Raw genomic sequence first — 16753 nt, 5'->3', positions numbered from 1 at the left:
ATTGAAAGGGGGCTTTTTTGTATATATAGCAATAATTATATAGCCTCGTTAATATAACCATTTATTGATTGAATAAATCCTGCATCAGCTTTAATTTTTGCCGTAATCTCACCAGTCACATTAACCTCTAATAATCCCTCTTCATCATTATTTATCTCGATGTTTCCTCTGTATGTATCTGATGTTGTTTTCATTTCTAAAGAATGAATATCAAAAAAGTCGACTTGAAGAGCAATTGAGTTGTATCCTAAATTAGCCCATTTCTTAGGAGGGTTTTCTGCATAAAATGGCATGTCAAAATGTAATGTTACTTTTCTGCCTTCCTCCTTTATGTAAATTCCTTCGATGCGTACATTTTCTAAATTTGGCACCTCATTATATAAACTATTTAAAAAACGACTCTCTTCAATCTTTGTGTACCACATAAAATCACCTCAAATTATTTGTTAAAAGGATAATGTTCTTTTGTGCCAGGAACCTTTCCTGTTCGAGTGTTATCAATCGGTCGAACATTAAAGTGTGGGCCCTGACCACCTTTTTCATGCCCAGCACTATGATCTTGGATGATAATCTTTTCCCCTTTATTATTAGTGAAAGTGTACTCCCTCGTCCATATGATCTTACCATTTTTATCTTTAATTACACGACTACCTTCGTGGGGAGCAGTGCGCATTTCTACTCGATTAATTGACTCTGGATGTTGAGCACGTGGTATACCGGCGTCTCTTTTAGCTTCTTTCAAAGCCCCTTTTCTGCTAACAATAATAGTTGTGTTTTTAACTGAAGTTGAAGTTTTAAGGCCTGTTTTACCGGGAAAACCCTTTGCCCCGAAAGGCATAAAAACAGCAAGCGCTGCATTAATACTGTTATGCTGCTGTTCTTTGGAAATCTTATTCCCAAACATATCACGGCCTGTTATCCCTTCACTTAAACCATTTGCTGAGACTAAGCCATAAAGCCCTTTTTGAGAACTTTCCAATGCATGAAAGGTTTTGGGAGTTTTATATATTTCGAGGGCTTTATCAGCCTTGTATATCGCTTTTCCAGTTGAATAGACTGTTTTTCCGCCTTTATAGATACGGCCGGCCCAACCGACAATTGGAATATACCCTGCAGCAGCCATTCCCCCGGCTGCGACCCGTTGCCCGGCAGTAAGTTTTTCACCTGTAACGGGGTCAACTCCATCAGCCGCCCTTTTATAATCATAATATCCGGTAACCTCACCTGTAAAATCACAAACAACATCCCATGTTTTTTCGTACCACGACCTGTTCGCAAGCTCTTCCTGTTCCTTCGCAATTCTTCTTTCTTCTGCCTGCTGTTTTTTGAACGAAAGATATTCCGATGATTGTTTATGTAATCCTGCTTGCATCTGATGGATTTCACTTTCCCGGTACGCCTTGGCATTATAGTTGAGCGGGGTGGCGTTTTTGCCTTTCCCTGTCGCATCTTGTAATGCCTGGAAATCTGCCATAATGAACGCCTCATTAGCTTCTGACAGCCCATATTCATTTGAAAGGTTGTTATCCAGCTCACCAATTTTTTGTATTGTATCTCTTTTTGTTGTATCAGAATCATCTAATTTTTGATCCGCGTTAGCGGTTGAAAAGAGATCGAGCGGCAGTATATCTGCGATTTCATCAAGGATACCTTTCATTTCGTTGCGCTGTTCTTGCATAATCGCTTTTGATTTATCAAGTGCGTTTGTCAATTCATGTTCAAGGAAAGATTCTTCTACATAAGAGTCTGAAAGGCCGGCATCTTCAATCATAGCTTCTATGCTTGTGAGAAACGCAATTTTCATATCAATCAATTCCAGCCATTCATCTGTGACGCCAGCGTGATCTTGAAATAAAGCTTTGATGTTGTCGGCGCCTTTGCCCGAAAAATCGCTGTCGCCCAGGTCTGCCATGCCTTGGAACGCATTTTTCAGGTTCGTCATTTGGCTGCGCAATTCTTTGTATTCGTTTGCGCGTTGTTTGGCGGCAGAAAGCAGGGTAGTTGCTTCAAAGATTTTCATGATCATATCCTTTCGCGATAAAATGTTATTCAAAATTTTACCACGATGAAAGCCGGAGTAAATACATAACAAAACTTCCAAATACAAAATGGTTCTTTTGGATTGGTTTATTTTTACTATTATTCTTCAATTCGAACTTTTAAAAATAGGTTAAATTGCCCTTTCCTCTGATTGCGTAAAAACGAAATAAGAATTGCGGCATGTCGAAAATTATTTCTGTATATTACATATTATGCTAAAAGTATGCTAGAATGTTGTTTGAGAAAATTTAGAATATTTGTAGAAAGAGGGGTTTATCGTATGAGTAAACTGGCTTCTGAAAGAGTTGCAAATATATTAAATGATTGGTATATCGCGATAAAACAACAAGACGATGAGTCTGCTGAGAGATATTTTGAAGAGATCAAACCACTTTTAGATGAAATGGAAGAGGATCAAGAGGTGTTAATGTATTATTCTCTGCTGGAAGAAAGGCATAAAATGCTTTTGTATCAGGTTAAAGGGGAGGAGCTGCCGCCTCATTCATACTTTAATGAGAACCACGCTGATGAAATCCTAAAAACAGACCATATGATTGAATATTATTTTTATTTATTTGAAGCGCTTTTCGAGTCATATAATAGGAATTTCGAGAGCGCCATAAGTTTATTTAACATCGCTGAAAAAAAGCTTTCATTAATACCGGATGAAATTGAAGCTGCAGAATTTTATTCAAAGGTTGCCTCTATGTACATGATGTTGGGCCAGAACATCGTATCGTTAAATTATATAACCAATGCAATGAATATCTTTAAGAATAATGAAAATTACTTGAAGCAATTTGCGACGTCTTTAATGGTGGTTGCTCATAATTACACTGAATTGGGACAATACGAAAAATCGGAGGAACATTATTTACAAGCAATTAAAGTGGCAAAGAAATTGGATGATTCATTTTTCGTGGCTATGATTCATCACAATTTAAGCATTACATATTCAGAAGCGAAGCGGCCGCAAGATTGTCTTAATGCGATTAAGCATGCATTAAGAAATAAAGAGTGGTGTGGATCATCGTATTATATAAATTCATTATATATGATCGCAAAAGAGCTAGTGATGATGGGGGAAAACAATAAAGCATCATATTATTTGAAAAAGGGACAGGAAAATCTTAGACAAAAACAGAATAAAATATACGAAGCTAAAATAAATATTATTCATGAGCTTTCACAAAGTCCTTTAAATGAGCGTGTTGATCGGATTCACAGTCATATGAACAGATTAGCAGAACAAAATGACTTTGACAGCATTCGCGATCTAGCTCTAATCACTTCAAAAAAATTTGAAGAAAGGGGACTTTATAAAGAGGCTCTAAAGTTTTCTAATAAAGCTATTTTAGCTGAAAAGAAAATGAAGCAGTTGGAGGGAATTTGATGAAAAAGAGAATTCTTTTTGCGGCATTATCTGTTGCTTGTTTGAGCGGGTTAGCTGTTGCGAGCTTAATGGGGTTTTCAAATAAACATGTAGCTGAAAAGCCAGTCGGTACTTATATATTAGCTGAAAAGCCAGTCGGCACATAATAAAAAAAAGTCTCAATTAAAAGATGGGGGTCATAATATGACAAAAGGCGTTAAAATAACATTATGGAGCATCTTAGGGATAGTCATCGTGTTAATGATAATTGGAGTTGTCTCTTTTTATCAGACCCCATCTTCATAAAGCGAAAACATGTAATTAATCCCTTTATACGTATACCTTTAGATTACAATAAAAATCTAAAAAGAAATAGATGTGGGCGCCCACAAAGACACCCACAAAACACCCACAAATATAATATACTTGATGATTTCTTATTCGAAGTGAAATAACAAAACCTTTTTAATTCAACGTTTATCATGCATTATGACATTGAAATATTGCCTAGGTTATAATCCGCACACAAGTTCATCCGTGGGAGCGCGAACAATACATGTCTCAATATTAATCCCTCAATCCCTTGGCACTATTGGTGTCGGGGGATTTTTTGGTTTTGACCGCCAAAAATACTAAACATATATATTCTTCAAAATCATCAACTGATGAATTTTCAAGTTTCTCTGAGATATGGGAGTATAGGTAGGAAGTGATGGTTATATTTTCATGTCTAAATATTTCCTAGAAAAATTTCATTGCTGCCCCAGATTCAAAAAGAAGAAAAGCGTGACAAACTGTAAAATACAGACGGGTTACAGTGTTTTTCCCTAAATAAAAAGACCAGGGTGTTGGTATCACCCCGGCTCTGTAATAAAAGCTGCCCATCAAAGGGCTTGCTCAGCTGATATTCATGATAGACCTTTTCATTTAGGTTCTGAGGCTCACGGGAGGTCTGTTTTTCTCTTATATACGTCAACAGGCTGATTATAAACGGCTCGAATAATCATTTATATTTAATGAGGATATGATATGATTTCCTTCATGTTTCATTTTCAATAGGAAGGAGCAGGTAATTCATCGATTTTTATACGAAGTAAACTATAAGGTTTCTGTCGTAAGTCTTTTCCATAATGAAATCTAGCCTGCCGATGTAATTGGTTCACGATGACGTATAAGTATTCATCCGGACCAATCGAAAAAGTATCCGGCCATAAAATTCTCGGATCATGTGCGATGGTTTCCATTGTGCCATTCGGCAGTATTTTTCGAATACTATTGTTCTCGTAATCTCCGGCATAAATAGCTCCTTTTGCATCTGTAATCATTCCATCAGACGCACCTTTTTCTCCCCAATACGCCACATGATAAAGTAAATCCATGTCCGGTATATTTCTATCTCTCAGGGCTTCTGTTGAGATCGAGAACAAATGGCGGCTGGTCAGTGGACAAAAAAATAATACCTTCCCGTCAGGAGAAATCGCAATACCGTCGGATGCCAGCCTAAATGGGGAAGTTGAACCATCCCTGTTACGATTCATCAAAATGTTGCCTTCTACTTTCGGTATAAAATAGGAATCCGGTGAAGTTGGATTTGCTCCATTTAACCGTCTGCATGCATTTCCGGTTTCTAAATCAACGACGATAATCGCTCCTGGTCCTTTGGAAGAAGAATCCGTTATATAGGCATAACCTGCAGTTCCAACACGAAAATCAAATCGGACATCATTCAGGTAAGTTGTGGGCAGGACAACATTTTCTGTAAAGGTATACACTCTTCTGATTGTATTGGTTTTTAAATCAACAGCGACTAATTTTGCCCCGCCTTTAATTGGTTCAGAAAAATTGGGCGCCGCTGTATCTAGTACCCAAAGCGTTCCCCTTCCATCAGCAACTACACTTTGGACACTGATGAAAGTGATTTTGATAGTCTCGGGGTTAACCAAATTGGTTTGTAAATCAGGATAAGGCTGCAATTTATCCCCAACTATTTCCGCCACCGTAAATTTAACATCGTCTCCCCATTTTGGAAAACAAATGAAAATACGACCAGTTTCCGAAACCGTAACACCGGTAGGCATAGCTCCATAAAATGCATAAACCAGTTCTAAATCACCGAAATATTTTTCAAAAGGCAGCATAGGTTTCATCATATCCTCCTCAACCAATTAAACGGGATATCACTTATATATGATTCGCATTTTTTCTAGTGCATGTTTCTTGATACGTTTTTCTAAACGAAAAGGTGATGGAAGTGCTTATCATTTATTAAGTCAGTCAGGCACAAGGGATTTTTACTAATACGTCTGTCGAAGCAGTTGGCAATTACACTATAGTATGTCCTTGGCCGGTTGTAAATTTTCTGAAAAAGGAGTTGAAAAAGCAGATCAGATTTTATAAGATTAAATCAAGTTAGTTTGTTTGCTCAACAAACTAAGAAATCCGATTAAATTACCCGTAATTAAATGCATGATGGAAGGGGGATAAGGGGCTCGAAAGAAGAATATAAAAAATGAAAGCACGGGGCTTTTATCCTTTCCGGGCATATAAGATGAAATTACAGCCATCTGATCACCATTTATCTGATGAAAATGCTCTGTGAAAGTCATCGGCTATTCTTTTATGAAAGCGCTTTTATGAAGTGCGTACTGCCCAATAAATTTGAAGACATGTTATATCCTTTCATACTGGTTCCTTATGAAAGGATCGAAAAGGGGAGGAAATCATGCTCAGTGAAAATGTAAAGAAGATCAGCATGGCTGAAAAAGTTGGATATGCGTCTGGGGATTTTGCATGTAATTTAATTTATGCAACGGTGTCTACTTATCTTTTGTTCTTCTATACAGATGTATTTGGTTTATCGGCAGCAGCCGCCGGTACGATGTTTTTAGTGGTCAGAATCATCGACGCCCTCGCTGATCCTTTTATCGGAACAATAGTAGACAGAACGAATAGCAGGTTTGGGCGCTTCAGACCGTATCTTTTATTCGGAGCTTTTCCATTTGTCATACTGGCCATCCTCTGTTTTACAACCCCCGATTTTTCAGATATGGGGAAATTAATATATGCCTATATAACATATGTCGGCTTGTCGCTTACATACACAGCGATAAACGTTCCGTATGGCGCGTTAACTTCTGCCATGACCAGAAATAATCAAGAAGTTGTTAGTATAACATCTGTCCGTATGTTATTTGCAAATCTTGGGGGACTTGTCGTTGCATTTTTTGTTCCCTTACTGGCTGCTTATTTAAGCGATACTTCAGGCAGCGAATCTCTTGGCTGGCAGCTAACCATGGCCATTATGGGATTCATAGGCGGGTGTCTTTTAATCTTTTGTTTTAAAAGCACAAAAGAGCGTGTCACTCTTCAAAAATCTGAAGAAAAAATTAAATTTTCGGATATATTTGAGCAATTTCGTGTTAATCGTCCGCTTGTTGTACTGAGTATTTTCTTTATTATTATTTTTGGAGTGAATTCAATAAGTAATTCGGTCGGCATCTATTACGTGACGTATAACTTAGAAAGAGCGGATTTAGTGAAATGGTACGGTTTGTTAGGAAGTTTGCCCGCTCTGGTCATTTTACCTTTTATTCCAAAGCTTCATCAACTATTGGGGAAGAAGAAATTACTAAACTACGCATTATTACTGAATATGATCGGCCTCTTAGCTTTATTGTTTGTTCCGTCAAGTAATGTTTTCCTCATACTCTTCTTTCGATTAATTGCTGCTGCCGGAAGTCTCACTGCCGGGGGATATATGTGGGCGCTTATTCCTGAAACAATAGAATATGGAGAATACAGAACCGGGAAAAGAATGGGCGGGCTCATATATGCTATTATCGGATTTTTCTTTAAATTCGGCATGGCCTTGGGAGGGGTTATACCGGGGCTGGTTTTAGATAAGTTTGGATATGTGGCAAATCAGGCGCAAACGGCGGAGGCATTGACGGGAATTTTAATTACAACCACCATTATTCCCGTGTTCTTACTGGTTTTAGCCATGATTGATATTAATTTCTATAACTTAGATGAGAAAAAATATAAAAACATGGTTCGAGAATTAGAGAATAGAGACAAAGTTTATTTGGATCATATAGATGATTTCAAAGCTTAAAATATGATGAATCAACAGAAAATAGCTGAGGAGGCGTTCCGCATGAAGATTATCAATCCGGTACTTAAAGGATTTAATCCCGATCCAAGTATTTGCAGGGTAGGAGAGGATTATTATATCGCTGTATCTACATTTGAGTGGTTTCCAGGAGTCCAGATACACCACTCAAAAGATTTAGTGAATTGGCACTTAGTTGCACATCCATTACAGAGAGTTTCACAATTAGACATGAAAGGAAACCCTAATTCAGGCGGGGTCTGGGCGCCATGTTTAAGTTACAGCGACGGGAAGTTTTGGCTGATCTATACGGATGTTAAGGTAGTAGATGGCGCCTGGAAAGATTGCCACAATTATTTAGTGACTTGTGACACGATTGATGGTGATTGGGGGGAGCCGATCACATTAAATAGCTCGGGATTTGATGCTTCTTTATTCCATGATACGGATGGAAAAAAATATTTATTAAATATGTTATGGGATCAGCGTATTGATCGGCACTCATTCGGAGGAATTGTCATGCAGGAATATTCTGATGAGGAGCAAAAATTAATTGGAAAACCGAAAGTGATATTTAAAGGAACTGAAAGAAAGCTGACGGAAGCGCCGCACCTTTATCATATCGGGAACTATTATTATTTATTAACCGCAGAAGGGGGAACGCGGTTCGAACATGCTGCTACAATTGCCCGTTCTGCAAATATTGAGGGGCCATATGAAGTTCATCCTGATAATCCTATCTTAACGTCATGGCATGATCCGGAAAATCCGCTGCAAAAATGCGGGCATGCATCCATCGTTCAAACACATACAGGTGAGTGGTATTTAGCTCATTTAACGGGGCGTCCTATTCATCCGGACGATGATTCAATTTTTCAGCAGCGAGGTTATTGTCCTTTGGGCAGAGAAACAGCTATTCAAAAACTCTATTGGAAAGATGAATGGCCTTATGTAGCTGGCGGAAAAGAGGGAAGTTTGGAGGTGGAAGCGCCTTCTATACCTGAAACCATATTTGAAGCAACGTACCCGGAAGTTGATGAATTCGAGAGCTCAACATTAAATATCAATTTTCAAACATTAAGGATTCCGTTCACGAAAGAATTAGGCTCATTGACTCAAGTGCCAAATCATTTGCGATTATACGGCCATGAATCATTAACCTCGGCATTTACTCAGGCATTTGTAGCCAGACGCTGGCAAAGTCTCCATTTTGAAGCGGAAACGGCTGTTATGTTTTATCCAGAAAATTTTCAGCAAGCCGCTGGTCTGGTGAACTATTACAATACAGAGAACTGGACGGCTCTTCAAGTCACGCATGATGAAGAACTCGGCCGTATTCTTGAATTAACAATATGTGATAACTTTTCTTTTTCACAGCCATTAAAAAATAAAACTGTGATTCCCCGTGAAGTAAAGTATGTCTATTTAAAAGTGAATATCGAAAAGGAAAAATATTATTATTTCTATTCGTTTAACAAAGAAGACTGGCATAAAATTGACATTACATTAGAATCGAAAAAATTATCAGATGATTACATCCGCGGAGGAGGATTCTTTACAGGAGCTTTTGTAGGGATGCAGTGCCAAGATACCAGCGGTCACCACATTCCGGCTGACTTCAGATATTTTCGTTATAAAGAAAATTAATGTGCACAGGAAAAAGGAGCTTCTATTTAAGAACTCCTTTTTTATATCCTGTCCTATGTGAAAAATCCCTTCAGAAATACTCCTGTTCAGCATAAAAAAAACAGCCTAAAACTTAATGATTAACCATATCAAGAAAATGATCAATCACAATAGAGGACATTCCCAATGCCGATGCATTTTTTCCTAAAACAGATGGTAATAATTCATAACTATTGCCTAATTGGGAATAAACCCGGGACGACACCTCGCTTCTGATTGAATTTAAAACCATAGGATGCGATTCAATGATGCTGTTTCTTAAAATGATGGCTTGCGGATTGAATGTATTCAAAATATTGGTCAGGCCTATCCCTAAATAGAAGCCAAAATTCTGTAATGCACGTAAAGTTTCAACATCATTCAGATGGGCGTGGTCTATGATATCTTGATTGGACACTTTTTTTTCTTTCGTCTGAAGAGATTTTAATAAAGCCTTCTCTGAAGCATACAATTCCCAGCAGCCTCGGTTTCCGCAGCTGCATTTCGGACCATTAAAGTCTATTGTCATATGTCCCATTTCACCAGAGAATCCGCCAACCCCTCTATATAAATCATTGTTGATAATAACGCCGATTCCTATCCCGGTGCCGATACTTGCATAAATCATGTTATCGTGATTTTTTGCAGCCCCAAATACTTTTTCTCCATATGCGCCGGCATTTGCCTCATTTTCAATAAAAACAGGCACATTGAACTTCTCTTTTATGAAAGATTTTAAGTCAATATCTCTCCAGTTGGAGTTCGGAGTGAAAACAATTTTTTGATTTTTATCAATTAATCCGGGAACGCATATGCCTATACCAATAAGCCCGTACGGAGATTGCGGCATATTCGCAATAAAGTGATGAATCATCTCAATTAAAATATCTTTCGTTATTTCAGGGGAATTACATTCCAAATGGTGATGTTGATCAAGAACAATTGTCCCCTCAAGGTCTGTTAAAATGCCGTTAATATAATCCACCCCGACATCTATTCCTACGGAGTATCCTGCTTTTTTATTAAAAACAAGCATGACAGGTCTTCTGCCGCCGCTTGATTGTCCCTGACCGATTTCAAATACAAGGTGTTCTTTCAATAATGTGTTTACCTGGGATGAAACGGTTGATTTATTTAATCCGGTCATTTCAGATAATTTTGCTCTTGAAATAGGTGAATTCTTAAGTATTTCTTTTAATAATAACTTTTGGTTTACTTTTTTGACAAAGGCTTGATCAGCGATATCCACTTCATCCACTCCATTTGTATAATCTTTAAATTAAGTTGAGGTTTCTGTGTTATCATGCGAAGCGTCACACATAGCGAATCCAATCTTATTATATCTAATGTATTCGTTAAAAACTAAAAAAATATTGAAAATACTGATAAGGTTATATAAGATGAAAATAAGTTAGTTTGTTTAGGCAACGAACTAACGTGTAATGTGACATAAAATGCGTCGAATTTATTTTTAAGGGGGAAATGTCATGGCTCAGTCTCATTCCGGTACAGCCGGCTATTTTGAAAGCGTAAACAAAGTGATTTATGAAGGGAAAGATTCCACGAATCCTTTAGCATTTAAATATTATAATCCTCGAGAAGTAATCGGCGGAAAGACAATGAAAGAGCATCTGCGGTTTTCTATTGCTTATTGGCATACATTTACCGCTGACGGTACAGACATGTTTGGAGCAGCTACGATGCAAAGACCGTGGGATCATTATAAAGGCATGGATCTGGCGAGGGCGAGAGTAGAAGCAGCATTTGAGATGTTTGAAAAACTGGATGCGCCATTTTTTGCTTTCCATGACCGGGATATCGCACCTGAAGGAAGTACGTTAAAAGAGACAAATCAAAATTTAGATATTATCGTGAGCATGATGAAAGAGTACATGAGAACGAGCGGCGTGAAGCTATTATGGAATACTGCAAACATGTTCACGAATCCCCGTTTCGTTCATGGTGCGGCGACTTCTTGCAATGCAGATGTGTTTGCGTATGCCGCAGCACAAGTAAAAAAAGGGCTGGAAACAGCAAAAGAGCTTGGCGCCGAAAACTATGTGTTTTGGGGCGGACGTGAAGGATACGAAACATTGTTAAATACGGATTTAAAATTTGAGCTTGATAATTTGGCCAGATTCATGCATATGGCAGTGGATTATGCGAAGGAAATCGGGTATACGGGGCAATTTTTGATTGAACCAAAACCGAAAGAGCCGACCACTCATCAATATGATACAGATGCAGCAACAACCATTGCCTTTTTGAAGCAATATGGCTTAGACAGTCATTTTAAATTAAATCTCGAAGCCAATCATGCCACATTAGCCGGGCATACATTCGAACATGAATTACGAATGGCGAGAGTGCATGGCCTTCTTGGATCTGTTGATGCGAACCAAGGTGATCCGCTTTTAGGCTGGGACACAGATGAATTTCCGACAGATTTATATTCTGCGACATTAGCCATGTACGAAATCCTGCAAAATGGCGGCCTTGGAAGCGGCGGATTAAACTTTGACGCAAAGGTCAGAAGATCTTCTTTTGAGCCTGATGATTTACTTTATGCCCATGTTGCAGGGATGGATGCATTTGCAAGGGGATTGAAAGTCGCTCACAAATTAATCGAAGACCGTGTGTTTGAAGATGTGATTCAGCATCGTTATCGCAGCTTTACCGAAGGGATCGGTCTTGAAATTGCAGAAGGAAGAGCTGATTTTAAGACACTTGAGCAATATGCGCTAAACAATCAGCCAATTAAAAATGAATCAGGGAGACAGGAGCGGTTAAAAGCGATATTGAACCAATACATTTTAGAGGTATAACAAAGAAGCTTGATCCGCTAAAAAGTTTTTAGCAGGGAAAGCCGAGTTGCCCCGGAACTTCCCGTTCTGGCGGGAAGTTTCAATGGGGACTTATTGAGAGGGAAAGGAGTGAAAAAATGAAGTATGTCATTGGAATAGATCTTGGAACGAGCGCCGTTAAAACCATTTTAGTCAATCAACACGGCAAGGTTTGTGCAGAAACGTCTAAAAGATATCCGCTTATTCAAGAGAAGGCGGGGTATAGTGAGCAAAATCCCGAAGACTGGGTGCAGCAAACAATTGATGCATTGGCTGATTTGGTTTCTGAATCCGGCGTTCGAGCCGAAGATATAGACGGGATAAGCTATTCAGGACAAATGCATGGGTTAGTCCTGCTTGACCAAGATCAACAGGTGCTGCGTCATGCGATTCTTTGGAATGATACCCGAACGACTCCTCAATGTATGAGAATGACCGAGACATTTGGCGATCATCTGCTTGATATCACAAAAAACCGTGTCCTGGAAGGGTTTACATTACCTAAAATGTTATGGGTGAAGGAACATGAGCCTGAACTTTTTAAAAAAACTGCTGTTTTTTTGCTTCCGAAAGACTATGTGAGATTCCGTATGACCGGTGCCATTCACACTGAATACTCCGATGCGGCGGGAACGTTACTTTTGCATATTATCCGCAAGGAGTGGAGCGATGAGATTTGCAATCAATTTGGTATCTCTGCAGATATTTGTCCTCCGCTTGTTGAATCACATGATTGTGTAGGATCGCTGCTTCCGAACGTCGCGGCGGAGACAGGGCTGATGGAAAAAACAAAAGTGTACGCCGGGGGAGCGGATAATGCTTGCGGTGCAATTGGAGCCGGTATTCTTTCATCCGGAAAAACATTATGCAGTATTGGGACGTCAGGGGTCATACTTTCCTGTGAAGAAGACAAAGAAAGAGACTTTAAAGGGAAAGTGCACTATTTTAATCATGGAAAAAAGGATTCTTTTTATACGATGGGAGTCACGCTCGCTGCTGGATACAGCTTAGACTGGTTCAAAAGAACGTTTGCGCCAAACGAATCGTTTGAACAATTATTGGATGGGGTGGAAGCTATTCCAATAGGAGCAAATGGACTGCTGTATACTCCTTATTTGGTTGGTGAAAGAACGCCGCATGCTGATTCATCTATTCGGGGAAGCTTGATCGGAATGGATGCGTCCCATAAAAGAGAGCATTTGATGAGGGCGGTAATGGAAGGCATCACATTCTCTTTGAATGAATCAATTGAGCTATTCCGCGAAGCGGGAAAATCAGTTGATTCCGTTGTCTCTATTGGCGGGGGAGCTAAAAATGAAACGTGGCTTCAAATGCAAGCTGATATTTTCAATACGCGGGTGATTAAGTTAGAAAACGAACAAGGTCCGGCCATGGGAGCTGCTATGTTAGCTGCTTTCGGGAGCGGGTGGTTTGAATCCCTTGAAGAATGTGCAGAGCAATTTATACGTGAGGCTGCTGTATTCTATCCGGAAGAACAAAATGTTCAAAAATATAAAACACTATTCGATTTGTATAAGAACATTTACACTCACACAAAGGATCTCAATACAGCTTTGAAGAGTTTTCGGGAAAATGAATGATAAGTGCGGTTCGTCAAGAGAGCGTTTTTGCCGGGAGATCAATGAAAAAACAATTAACAGCTAAAAAGCTTTGATGGCAAAGCTGCTTATAAATAATGTCATTTATCGGAGGAAACTGATAATCATTCTGACTATGTGGGGAAACCTTTCCGCAATGAATTCACAGATATCATTCAACTTCGTTCCTTAGAAAATTAAAAAAGAACCCCGCCAATTTGGCCAGGTTCTTTTTATATTGCACAAAAACAGACACGGTGATATAATCAGATCATGCGTGCTTTCTGTGTAAAAGGTCATAATTATCCATCTTATATTATGATTATATCATGCTGGAAAGCTCTTGTCAATTTTTTTTTGAAGGGGAGATATAGAATGAGTTCTTTGGTTCTCGGTATCCACGAAATTGAAAAAACACAGCCTTTACTCGTTGGAGGAAAAGGGTTGCATTTAGGGGAATTATCAAAAATTCAAGGAATACAAGTACCAGAAGGATTTTGTGTCACAACAGCAGGATATCAAAAAGCCATTGAACAAAATGAAGCGTTACAAGCGCTGTTTGATCAACTGACCATGCTGAAAGTGGAGAATCGGGATCAAATCGGTAAAATCAGCAGGGAAATTCGGCAAACCATTATGGAAGCAGAAATTCCTTCCGATGTAGTTAAAGCAGTTGCTTGCTATCTCTCCCGGTATGGCGAAGAACATGCCTATGCCGTGCGTTCTAGTGCAACTGCTGAAGATTTACCGCATGCCTCTTTTGCCGGTCAGCAAGACACCTATTTAAATATTACCGGTGTCGATGCAATCTTGCAGCATATCAGTAAATGTTGGGCGTCCCTATTTACTGATCGTGCAGTCATTTACCGTATGCAAAATGGATTTGATCACAGCCAAATTTATTTATCCGTTATCATCCAAAGGATGGTTTTCCCTCAGGCTTCGGGGATCTTATTTACCGCTGATCCGTTGACCGGAAATCGAAAGCTGCTATCCATTGATGCCGGTTTTGGACTTGGTGAAGCATTGGTCTCCGGCTTAGTATCCGCCGATTGTTATAAAGTACAGGACGGGCAAATCGTCGATAAGAGAATAGAAACTAAAAAAAAGGCTGTCTATGGACGAAAAGAAGGCGGAACGGAAACACAAGAGATCAATCTTGATCAGCAAAAGATTCAAACACTGACTGATGAACAAATTTTACAGCTGGCACGTATCGGGAGGCAGATCGAAGCTCATTTCGGCCAGCCGCAAGATATCGAATGGTGTTTGGACCGCGATACTTTTTATATTGTCCAGAGTCGTCCGATCACAACGTTATACCCCGTTCCTGAAGCGAACGATCAAGAAAATCACGTCTATATCTCTGTTGGTCATCAACAAATGATGACGGACCCCATAAAACCCCTTGGATTGTCTTTTTTTCTGTTGACGACTTCTGCACCCATGCGTAAAGCCGGCGGAAGGCTATTTGTTGATGTCACACATCAGCTGGCATCCCCTAAAGTCAGAGAAGCTTTCTTAAAAGGCATGGGGCAGCACGATCCGCTCTTAAAAGACGCACTTATGACCATAATAGAGCGGAGTGATTTCATTAAGCCGATACATGATAAAACGGCACCGATTCCCGGAAAAGGCAATACAGATATGCCGGATCAAACTGAAAACGATCCGGCAATTGTTTCTGATTTGATTAAGAGCAGTGAAACATCGATAGAAGAGTTAAAACAAAACATCCAGACGAAATCAGGATCTGATTTATTTCGTTTTATTTTGGAAGATATCCAGGAATTAAAGAAGATTTTATTTAACCCAAAAAGTTCGGTATTGATTCGAACTGCAATGGATGCTTCATCATGGATTAACGAAAAAATGAACGAGTGGTTAGGTGAAAAAAACGCAGCAGACACGCTTTCTCAATCTGTACCCCATAATATTACTTCAGAAATGGGGCTTGCGCTATTAGACGTCGCCGATGTGATCCGTCCTTATCCAGAAGTCATTGCTTATTTAGAGGATGTAAAAGAAGATTCCTTTTTGGATGAGCTGGTGAAGTTTGAAGGCGGACAGGAAATCCATGACGCCATCTATGCTTTCCTCAACAAGTACGGAATGCGATGTACCGGAGAAATTGATATGACAAGAACTCGATGGAGCGAAAAACCAACTGCACTTGTCCCTATGATTCTTAATAACCTCAAAAACTTTGAGCCAAATGCCAGCCGGCGGAAATTTGAGCAAGGGCGGCAGGAGGCGTTGAAGAAAGAACAAGAGTTATTAGATCGATTGAAGCAATTACCGGATGGTGAACAAAAAGCCAAAGAAACCGAACGAATGATCCGCATCATCCGGAACTTCAGCGGGTTCAGGGAATATCCAAAATACGGCATGGTCAGTCGCTATTTCGTTTATAAGCAGGCTTTACTGAAAGAAGCCGAACAACTCGCCGAAGCGGGGATTATTCATGAAAAAGAAGACATATACTATCTCACTTTTGAAGAACTTCAAGAAGTCGTACGCACAAATATATTGGATTACCAAATCATCAGCACACGAAAAGACGAGTACAAAGTATATGAAAAACTATCTCCGCCGCGTGTTATCACGTCTGACGGCGAAATCGTTACAGGCGAGTACAAACGAGACAATCTCCCGGCCGGAGCGATTGCAGGGCTGCCCGTTTCCTCGGGAGTCATAGAGGGGCGGGCACGTGTTATTTTAAACATGGAAGATGCCAATTTGGAAGAGGGAGATATATTAGTTACCTCCTTTACCGATCCCAGCTGGACACCATTGTTTGTATCCATAAAAGGCCTGGTCACTGAAGTTGGCGGACTGATGACCCATGGAGCGGTTATAGCGCGTGAATACGGTTTACCTGCAGTTGTTGGAGTTGAAAATGCAACCCAATTGATAAAAGATGGGCAACGAATCCGCGTTCATGGCACAGAAGGCTGTATTGAAATATTATAATAGCGGGTGTGTGCAGCGGGACATCAAGTATTTCCCGCATTTGTACCAATGATCATAACAAAGGTCGAACAATAAGAAAAGCCGGAACCTCTTAAATGAGGCGTCCGGCTTTTCTTATGTGAAAATGAATTAATATGTGAAATCCGCATTC

The 16753-nt window shown here is 39.6% G+C and carries 11 protein-coding genes; 7 read left to right on the top strand and 4 right to left on the bottom strand.

Going from position 1 to position 16753, the window contains the following annotated elements:
• Window positions 1-35: 35 nt before the first annotated feature.
• Both ACQE26_RS15010 and ACQE26_RS15005 read right to left on the bottom strand, forming a co-directional pair.
• A complete protein-coding gene (locus ACQE26_RS15010; RefSeq protein ID WP_071181881.1) occupies window positions 36-425 on the bottom strand; it encodes an Imm50 family immunity protein in 390 nt (129 codons plus the stop codon).
• 14 nt (window positions 426-439) lie between these two features.
• Complete coding sequence (locus ACQE26_RS15005; protein ID WP_500469978.1) at window positions 440-2020, bottom strand: T7SS effector LXG polymorphic toxin; 1581 nt, start codon at window positions 2018-2020, stop codon at window positions 440-442.
• Between the two features lie 300 nt (window positions 2021-2320).
• Here ACQE26_RS15005 and ACQE26_RS15000 point away from each other — a divergent pair, with 300 nt between their 5' ends.
• Both ACQE26_RS15000 and ACQE26_RS14995 read left to right on the top strand, forming a co-directional pair.
• Entirely contained in the window at window positions 2321-3433 is a 1113-nt protein-coding gene (locus tag ACQE26_RS15000) for a response regulator aspartate phosphatase (protein ID WP_326255912.1), read from the top strand.
• Window positions 3433-3579 carry a PhrK family phosphatase-inhibitory pheromone gene (locus ACQE26_RS14995; RefSeq protein ID WP_438422006.1) on the top strand — a complete coding sequence of 49 codons (147 nt, stop codon included), beginning with the start codon at window positions 3433-3435 and terminating at the stop codon, window positions 3577-3579. The genes ACQE26_RS15000 and ACQE26_RS14995 overlap by 1 nt, the downstream gene beginning before the upstream one ends.
• Window positions 3580-4464: 885 nt before the next feature.
• On the opposite strand, the gene ACQE26_RS14990 is transcribed toward ACQE26_RS14995, so the two are convergent.
• On the bottom strand, window positions 4465-5559 hold the full coding sequence (locus tag ACQE26_RS14990) for an L-dopachrome tautomerase-related protein (RefSeq protein ID WP_500469977.1): 1095 nt from the start codon (window positions 5557-5559) through the stop codon (window positions 4465-4467).
• A 575-nt stretch (window positions 5560-6134) separates the two neighbouring features.
• On the opposite strand from ACQE26_RS14990, the gene ACQE26_RS14985 reads away from it, so the two are divergent.
• Both ACQE26_RS14985 and xynB read left to right on the top strand, forming a co-directional pair.
• Complete coding sequence (locus ACQE26_RS14985) at window positions 6135-7526, top strand: MFS transporter (RefSeq protein WP_500469976.1); 1392 nt, start codon at window positions 6135-6137, stop codon at window positions 7524-7526.
• 42 nt (window positions 7527-7568) lie between these two features.
• Window positions 7569-9170 (top strand): xylan 1,4-beta-xylosidase, encoded by a 1602-nt coding sequence (xynB, locus tag ACQE26_RS14980; RefSeq protein WP_500469975.1) that lies wholly within the window; start codon window positions 7569-7571, stop codon window positions 9168-9170.
• A 112-nt stretch (window positions 9171-9282) separates the two neighbouring features.
• Here the strand turns inward: xynB and xylR are convergent, their stop codons facing one another.
• Window positions 9283-10437 (bottom strand): transcriptional repressor XylR, encoded by a 1155-nt coding sequence (xylR, locus tag ACQE26_RS14975; RefSeq protein WP_500469974.1) that lies wholly within the window; start codon window positions 10435-10437, stop codon window positions 9283-9285.
• 238 nt (window positions 10438-10675) lie between these two features.
• Between xylR and xylA the strand changes: the two genes are divergently transcribed.
• The 3 genes from xylA (at window position 10676) to ppsA (ending at window position 16602) form a co-directional block, all read left to right on the top strand.
• Complete coding sequence (gene xylA / locus ACQE26_RS14970; RefSeq protein WP_500469973.1) at window positions 10676-12013, top strand: xylose isomerase; 1338 nt, start codon at window positions 10676-10678, stop codon at window positions 12011-12013.
• A 116-nt stretch (window positions 12014-12129) separates the two neighbouring features.
• Window positions 12130-13632: a xylulokinase gene (gene xylB, locus ACQE26_RS14965; RefSeq protein ID WP_500469972.1), complete on the top strand. Its 1503-nt coding sequence runs from the start codon at window positions 12130-12132 to the stop codon at window positions 13630-13632.
• 372 nt (window positions 13633-14004) lie between these two features.
• Complete coding sequence (ppsA, locus tag ACQE26_RS14960; protein WP_500469971.1) at window positions 14005-16602, top strand: phosphoenolpyruvate synthase; 2598 nt, start codon at window positions 14005-14007, stop codon at window positions 16600-16602.
• The last annotated feature ends 151 nt before the right edge of the window (window positions 16603-16753 follow it).

The sequence above is a fragment of the Bacillus sp. 5RYD7K genome (assembly GCF_059831465.1).
This window is presented reverse-complemented; position numbering and strand designations above follow the sequence as displayed.